This is a genomic window from uncultured Arenimonas sp. (assembly GCF_963976025.1).
In the GTDB taxonomy this organism is placed as follows: domain Bacteria; phylum Pseudomonadota; class Gammaproteobacteria; order Xanthomonadales; family Xanthomonadaceae; genus Arenimonas.
On record NZ_CAXBJS010000145.1, the window covers coordinates 1 to 6,873 of the forward strand.

Sequence of the window (6,873 nt, forward strand, 5' to 3'; positions counted from 1 at the left end):
AACAAGGCGCCGCTGGCCGACGGCGACCTGCTGCTGTGCGATGCCGGCGCCGAATACGCCGGCTACGCCTCCGACATCACCCGCACCTGGCCGGTGAACGGGCGCTATTCAAAGGAACAGCGCGCGCTCTACGACATCGTGCTGGCCGCGCAGCACGCGGCCATGGAACAGGCCGCGCCGGGCCGGCCCTGGATACTGGGCCACGAGGCGGCCGTGGAAGTGCTGACCGAAGGCCTGCTGTCGCTGGGCCTGATCAAGGGCAGCCTGAAGGCCGCGCTGCAGTCGGGCGCCTACCGGCGCTTCTACATGCACAAGACCGGCCACTGGATCGGCCTGGACGTGCACGACGTTGGTGAATACAAGGTCGCCGGCGAGTTCCGCGAACTCGAGCCGGGCATGGTCTTCACCATCGAACCGGGCCTGTACATCCCGCCCGGCAGCAAGGGCGTGCCCGCGAAATACCAGGGCATCGGCATCCGCATCGAAGACGACGTCGCCATCACCAAGACCGGCCACGAAGTCCTGACCGACGGCGTACCCAAGGACGCCGACGCCGTGGAGGCCGTTCTGGCTTCTCGAGGCTGAGTTCTTGGCCGCGGATTTAGGCGGATGAACGCGGATAGAGCATTTTTTGGCCACGGATGAACACGGATGGACACGGATAAAAGCGGATAGAGCAAAACCAAGCAAGAAGCTCTGCTCTTATCCGTGTGTTTCCGTGTTCATCCGTGGCAAAAACCGCTTTTGCCTTATCCGCGTTCATCCGCGTAAATCCGCGGCAAAAACCCTTCACATGTCGAACTTGTTCAGTTCGACCCCAAGCGCCTGGTAGTGCTTCCAGCGTTCGCGCAGGGGCGCGCGGGCCGAGGGGTCGGCGGGCACGACTTCAAGCACGCGCTCGAAGCCGGCGGGCACCGGCGCGTCGCGAAGATTGAGAACCAGCGGGCGCAGCGCCGGCGATTGTTCGGGCGGGGCGATAAGCACCTCCACTTCGTCTTCGTCCTCGTCCATGCCGGCGATCTGGTGCGGCAGGAATTCGTCGGGGTCGAACGACCACATCAGGTCGTCCAGCGCCTCGGCCTGCTGCGCCGAGGCCGCCAGCACCAGCAGCGGCTGGCCGGCGTGCACGGCCTTGCGGGCCAGTTCGCACACCAGCAGCAGCGGCTGCTCGCGGAAGCGCGGCTTGCCGATCAGGTAAAAATCGGCGCGCGCCATGTCAGCCGGCCCGGTCCACCAGCCACTGCGACAGCAGGCCGACCGGACGACCGGTGGCCAGGCCCTTGCGGCCTTCGGTGTTGGACACACCGGCGATGTCGATGTGCGCCCAGCGCTGGCCTTCGGTGAAACGCGACAGGAAGCAGCCGGCGGTGATCGTGCCCGCGGCCTTGCCGCCGATGTTGTAGACGTCGGCGAAGCCGGACTCAAGCTGGCTCTGGTAGTCGTCCCACAGCGGCAGGCGCCAGGCACGGTCATGCACGTTTTCGCCGGCGGCCAGCAGTTCGTCGGCCAGGTCGTCGTGCTTGCTCATCAGGCCGGCGGCGTGTTTGCCCAGGGCAATGACGCAGGCGCCGGTGAGCGTGGCGACGTCGACGATGGCCTGCGGCTCGTAGCGCTGCACGTAGGTCAGGGCGTCGCAAAGGATCAGGCGGCCCTCGGCGTCGGTGTTGCCGACCTCGATGGTCTTGCCGGACATGGACGTGATGACGTCGCTGGGGCGGTAGGAATCGGCGTCCACCATGTTTTCCACCGCCGGCACCACCATCACCAGGTTCAGCGGCAGCTTCATCTTCGCCACCGACAGGAAGGTGCCGAAGACGCTGGCGGCACCGCACATGTCGAACTTCATTTCCTCGATGCCACCCTGGACCTTCAGGTTGATGCCGCCCGAGTCGAAGGTGATGCCCTTGCCGACCAGGGCGTAGGGCTTGGCGTCGCCGGCGCCGTTGTAGCGCAGCACCACCATGCGCGGCGGGTTGGCCGAACCGCGGGCGACCGCCAGCAGCGAGCCCATGCCCAGCTTTTCCATGTCGGCGCGCTCGAGGATCTCGGCGGTCACGCCGTCATGGTCCTTGGCGATGCGGTGGGCGGTGTCGGCCAGGTAGCCGGGATTGCAGATGTTCGGCGGCAGGTTGCCCAGCTCGCGGGCCAGGGCCACGCCGGCGGCGATGGCCTGGCCGCGTTCGAAGTCGCCCTGCTGCGCCGGGTCGCCGGACACTTCGACCGACTTAAGGCCGTCGTCGCCGTTCTTCACGGTGCGGGTGGCGGTGTAGACGTAGGCGGCGTGGTCGGCCGACACCACGGCCTGGCGCACCGCCCAGGCGGCGTCGCGGCCGGCCACGGCCAGTTCGGGCAGGGTCAGCAGGGCGCTGCGTGCCGGGCCGGTGCGCAGGGCGCGCACGGCGTCGGTGACGGCCTTCTGGAACTGCGGGGCGCCGAACTTGCCGGCTTCGCCCAGGCCCACCACCAGCACGCGCGGCGCCTTCACGCCGTCCAGGTCGTGCAGGATGGCGGTGCGGCCGGTCTTGCCGGACAGGTCGCCGCGCTTGGCCAGGGTCGAAAGCCGGCCACCGGCCGCCTTGTCGATGGCCTTGCCCGCCGCCGACAGGCTGCCGTCGGCAAACAGGCCCACCACGACGCAATCAACGTCGGCGCTGGTGGGTTCGGGGCGGTTCAGGCGAAATTCGAGGCTCATGGTCAAGTCACCGTTACAATTCACAAACTCCGATTCTAGCAAGCCCACCCCCCTCCCATCCCGGCGCCACTGAATGCTGCTCATCGAGCGATACCTGCTGCGCCAATTTGCCCAAAGCGTGGCCGCCGTTGCCGTGGTGCTGCTGCTGGTGGGCCTGGGCGGGCTGCTGGTGGACCTGATGAGCGAAATCGCCCGCGGCAAGGTGCCGGCCGGCCTGCTGCTGTCGCAGCTGGGCCTGCGCTCGATCCAGGTGCTGCCGCTGCTGCTGCCGCTGGCCCTGTTCGTGGGCCTGCTGCTGGCCATCGGCCGTCTTTACGGCGACAGCGAGATGGCCGTGCTGTGCTCGGTGGGCCTGGGGCCGCGCCAGCTCTGGCGGCCGCTGCTGGCGGTCACCCTGCCGGTGGCGCTGGTCATCGGCTTTGCCTCGCTCTGGGCCGCGCCGGCGGGCGCGCGCCTGGCCCAGCGCATGGTCGAGGACGCCAACCGCTCCTTCCTGGTCGCCGGGCTCGAGGCCGGGCGCTTCATCGAACTGCCCGGCCGCGCCGGCATCCTCTACGTCGGCGAGATAGACACCGCGGGCTCGCGCTTTGGCCGCATGTTCGTGCAGTCCGAACGCGAAGGCCGCCTGGACGTCATCACCGCCCGTGAAGGCGAACTCATCCTGGAAGGCGAACGCGGCCGCTACCTGCTGCTGCGCGATGGCTTCCGGGTCGAAGGCGACCCCGCCGCGCGCGACTTCCGCATGATGCGATTCGCCGAAAACGAACTGCAGGTGCCCGACCGCGAGCCCGAAGTCGAGGCCGACAAGCTCGACGCCGTGCCGACCCTGGCGCTTTGGCCGGCCACCGGCGCCACGGCGCGGGCCGAGCTGCACTGGCGTTTCGCAACGCCGCTGATGGCCCTGGTGCTGGGCGTGCTGGCCATGCCGCTGGGCCGCGGTGAACCGCGCCAGGCGCGCTACGGGCGCATGCTGGCGGCGCTGCTTATCTACATCAACGCGATGATCCTGCTGGTGCTGGGCAAGGGCTGGCTGGCGGTCGGCACCCTGCCGGCCTGGCTGGGCCTGTGGTGGCTGCTGCTGCCGATGGCCGCACTGGCCATCTGGCTGTACGCCACCGACGGGCGCCTGCCGCGCCGGCGGGTGCCGGCATGATGTTCCGGCGTCCGGGCCGCATCGACGCCTACCTGGCGCGCAGCGTGCTGCTGGCCACGCTGGCGACCTGGGCGGTGCTGCTGGGCTTCGACCTGCTCACCGCCATGGTCAACGAGCTCGACGAAGTGGGCGAGGGCGGTTACACGCTCAGCCACGCCTTCCTGTACACGCTCTACACCCTGCCGCGGCGCGCCTACGAACTGTTCCCCACCACGGCGCTTATCGGCACCGTGCTGGGCCTGGGCGGCCTGGCGGCGCGTTCGGAGCTGACCGCCATGCGCGCGGTCGGCCTGTCGCGCCTGCGCATCGGTCTGGGGGCGCTGGGTTCGAGCGGCCTGCTGGCCCTGCTGATGGTGGTCAACGCCGAAACGGCGGCGCCCGCGGGCGAACAGCAGGCGCAGCTGGTGGTGAATTCGGCCAAGGCCGGCGACGTGGTGATGGCGCGGGTGTCGGGCCTGTGGGCGCGCGAGGGCAACCTGTTCCTCAATGCCCGCGATGGCCAGCGCCGCGAAGCCGACGGCGAGTCCTGGACCGAACTGCAGGGCGTGCGCCTTTACGAATTCGACGACGGCGGCCGCCTGCTGTCACTGGCGCAGGCGCAATCGGCCGAACACCGCGACGGCCAGTGGCGCCTGAAGGACGTGCGGCGCAGCCGCTTCGGCGAACGTTCCGTCGAGGTCGAAACCCACGCCTCCCAGGCCTGGACCACGGCCCTGGGCGACGAAGTGGTGTCGTCGGCGGTGGCGCGGCCGCGTTACCTGTCCAGCGCCGAACTGCAGCGCAACATCAGCTACCTCGAACGCAACGGACTGGACGCCAAGGCCTTCGAAAACGCCTACTGGGCGCGCTGGTTCTATCCGCTCAACGTGGTGGTGCTGTGCCTGTCGGCGCTGCCCTTCGCCTTCGGTTCGCTGCGTTCGGGTGGTTTCGGCAAGCGCCTGTTCATCGCCATCGTCATCGGCATCGCCTACCTGCTGGCGCAGCGGCTGGTGGTCAGCCTTTCCGACGTCTACCGCTTCGATGCGCGCCTGGCCTACCTGCTGCCGCCGCTGGGGCTGCTGGCGGTGTGCTGGGGCCTGTTCGCGCGGCGCGAGTAGGGTCGGGCGCTTTCAGCGCGGCGGGGCGTCCAGGCGCACCAGCACCGTGCCGCTGGCCAGGTCGTGCCAGCCGCGGCGGTCGCGATCAACAAGGCACCACAGCAGGCCCAGGCCACCGGCCGCCAGCGACAGCGTGGCCACCGCATACCGGACAAGCAGCGCGCGCAGCGGCGGGCGCCGGCCGTCGGCCTGCAGCACCTTCAGCCGCCAGGGCCGCATGCCCAGGGTCTGGCCGCCGCGGTGCCAGGAATACACCGCGTAAAAACCGGTCACCGCCCACAGCAGCACCAGCTCGAGCCAGGAAAACAGGCTGCCCGGTTCCACCGGCTCGCCGCCGCGGACCAGCAGCACCAGCGCGCTGGTGGCGAACCACAGCGCCAGCGCCGGGAAGAAGTCGTAAACCAGGGCGAACAGGCGCCAGCCCAGGTGGGCCGGGCGGCCGCTGGCGGCGCTCGAAGGGGAGGGGTTTGCAGGCATCGCAACAGCATAGCCGGGGCCGGTGGCGACCGCTAAGCTGCCCGCATGCCTGCAAGTTCCCCCGCCGACCGACGCGCCCGCGCCCAGACCCTGCCGCCGGCTTCGGAGGCCGACCAGCGCGCGATCACCGGTTTCCTGGACCGGGCCTGGGCGGAAAGTGGCCTGGCGCGGCTGACCCTGGACAGCTACCGGCGCGACCTGGAAGGCCTGGCCCGCTGGCTGGCCGCGCGTGGCCAGAGCCTGGGCGCGGTCGACCGGCAGGGCCTGTTCGATTACCTGGCCTGGCGCACCACCGCCGGTTACGCCGCGCGCAGCAATGCCCGGCTGCTGTCGGCGCTGCGGGCCTACTTCGCCCAGCAGGCGCGGCTGGGCCTGCGCGACGAAGACCCCACCGCCCGGCTCGACCCGCCCAAGCTGCGCCGCAGCCTGCCCAAGGCCCTGTCCGAGAGCGAAGTCGAAGCCCTGATCCAGGCGCCCGACACCGGTACGCCGGCCGGCCTGCGCGATCGCGCCATGGTCGAGCTGATGTACGCCACCGGCCTGCGCGTGAGCGAGCTGGTGAACCTGCCCGCGATGGCCGTGAACCTGCGCCAGGGCGTGCTGCGGGTCACCGGCAAGGGCGGCAAGGACCGGCTGGTGCCGCTGGGCGAAGAAGCCCAGCACTGGCTTCAGCTCTACCTCGACCAGGCCCGCCAGGCCCTGGCCGGCGGCCGGGCGACGGCGCCGCTGTTCCTGGGCCGGGGCGGCGAGGCGCTCAGCCGCCAGCAGTTCTGGAACGTGGTCAAACGCCTCGCGGTGGTGTCGGGCATCGACCCGGCGCGGGTCAGCCCGCACGGGCTGCGCCACAGCTTCGCCACCCACCTGCTCAACCACGGCGCCGACCTGCGCACCCTGCAGATGCTGCTGGGCCACAGTTCGCTCTCGACCACCCAGATCTACACCCTGGTCGCGCGTGAAGGCCTCAAGCGCCTGCACCAGCAGCACCACCCGCGCGCCTGAACCGGCCCGCGCCTGTGCGAGAATCGCTGAACTTTCCGGCCCTTCGGCGGTCGGACCCGCAACGCCGCAAGGAAACCTTCCGAATGATCCGTCCGACCCTGCTCGCCCTGGCCTTTTCGGTCTCCCTGGCCGCCTGCGCCGCCGAAACCCCGGCCACCGCCGACGGCAAGGCTGCCGCCAAAGCCGCGGCCCCGGCCACCGCCGACGAAGCCACCCGTGAACGCATCCAGGCCGCGCTGCAGGCGCTGGCCCCGGGCATGAAGGTGGACGCCATCGCGCCTTCGCCGATCCCCGGCTTCCTGGAAGTGGCCCTGGGCGCCCGCATCATCTACGTGTCCCAGGACGGCAAGCAGCTGCTGCAGGGCTCGCTGATCGACATCGCCAGCCGCGAAAGCCTCACCCAGGCCAGCGAGGCCAGACTGCGCCGCGACATGCTGGCCAATGTCGGCGACGAC

At 70.1% G+C, this 6,873-nt stretch carries 8 protein-coding genes; 5 read left to right on the forward strand and 3 right to left on the reverse strand.

The genetic code is table 11. From position 1 onward, the window contains the following. Nucleotides 1-585, forward strand: a 585-nt coding sequence (locus tag AACZ35_RS10945; RefSeq protein ID WP_339829147.1) for a M24B family metallopeptidase, incomplete at its 5' end; no start/stop codon positions are given. 204 nt (nucleotides 586-789) lie between these two features. Here the strand turns inward: AACZ35_RS10945 and AACZ35_RS10950 are convergent. Both AACZ35_RS10950 and AACZ35_RS10955 read right to left on the reverse strand, forming a co-directional pair. After that, nucleotides 790-1,215, reverse strand: a complete 426-nt coding sequence (locus AACZ35_RS10950; RefSeq protein WP_339829150.1) for a DNA polymerase III subunit chi — start codon at nucleotides 1,213-1,215, stop codon at nucleotides 790-792. 1 nt (nucleotide 1,216) lies between these two features. Further along, on the reverse strand, nucleotides 1,217-2,692 hold the full coding sequence (locus AACZ35_RS10955; RefSeq protein WP_339829153.1) for a leucyl aminopeptidase: 1,476 nt from the start codon (nucleotides 2,690-2,692) through the stop codon (nucleotides 1,217-1,219). Between the two features lie 73 nt (nucleotides 2,693-2,765). Between AACZ35_RS10955 and lptF the strand changes: the two genes are divergently transcribed. Both lptF and lptG read left to right on the forward strand, forming a co-directional pair. Further along, entirely contained in the window at nucleotides 2,766-3,845 is a 1,080-nt protein-coding gene (gene lptF / locus AACZ35_RS10960; RefSeq protein WP_339829156.1) for an LPS export ABC transporter permease LptF, read from the forward strand. Continuing rightward, entirely contained in the window at nucleotides 3,845-4,942 is a 1,098-nt protein-coding gene (gene lptG, locus AACZ35_RS10965; RefSeq protein WP_339829159.1) for an LPS export ABC transporter permease LptG, read from the forward strand. Before lptF ends, lptG begins: the two co-directional genes overlap by 1 nt. 12 nt (nucleotides 4,943-4,954) lie before the next feature. On the opposite strand, the gene AACZ35_RS10970 is transcribed toward lptG, so the two are convergent. Beyond that, entirely contained in the window at nucleotides 4,955-5,419 is a 465-nt protein-coding gene (locus tag AACZ35_RS10970; protein WP_339829162.1) for an RDD family protein, read from the reverse strand. Nucleotides 5,420-5,464: 45 nt separating this feature from the next. Between AACZ35_RS10970 and xerD the strand changes: the two genes are divergently transcribed. Together xerD and AACZ35_RS10980 are read left to right on the forward strand one after the other, a co-directional pair. Then, nucleotides 5,465-6,418 (forward strand): site-specific tyrosine recombinase XerD, encoded by a 954-nt coding sequence (xerD, locus tag AACZ35_RS10975; RefSeq protein ID WP_339829165.1) that lies wholly within the window; start codon nucleotides 5,465-5,467, stop codon nucleotides 6,416-6,418. Between the two features lie 83 nt (nucleotides 6,419-6,501). Next, nucleotides 6,502-6,873, forward strand: a 372-nt coding sequence (locus tag AACZ35_RS10980; RefSeq protein WP_339829167.1) for a disulfide isomerase DsbC N-terminal domain-containing protein, incomplete at its 3' end; no start/stop codon positions are given.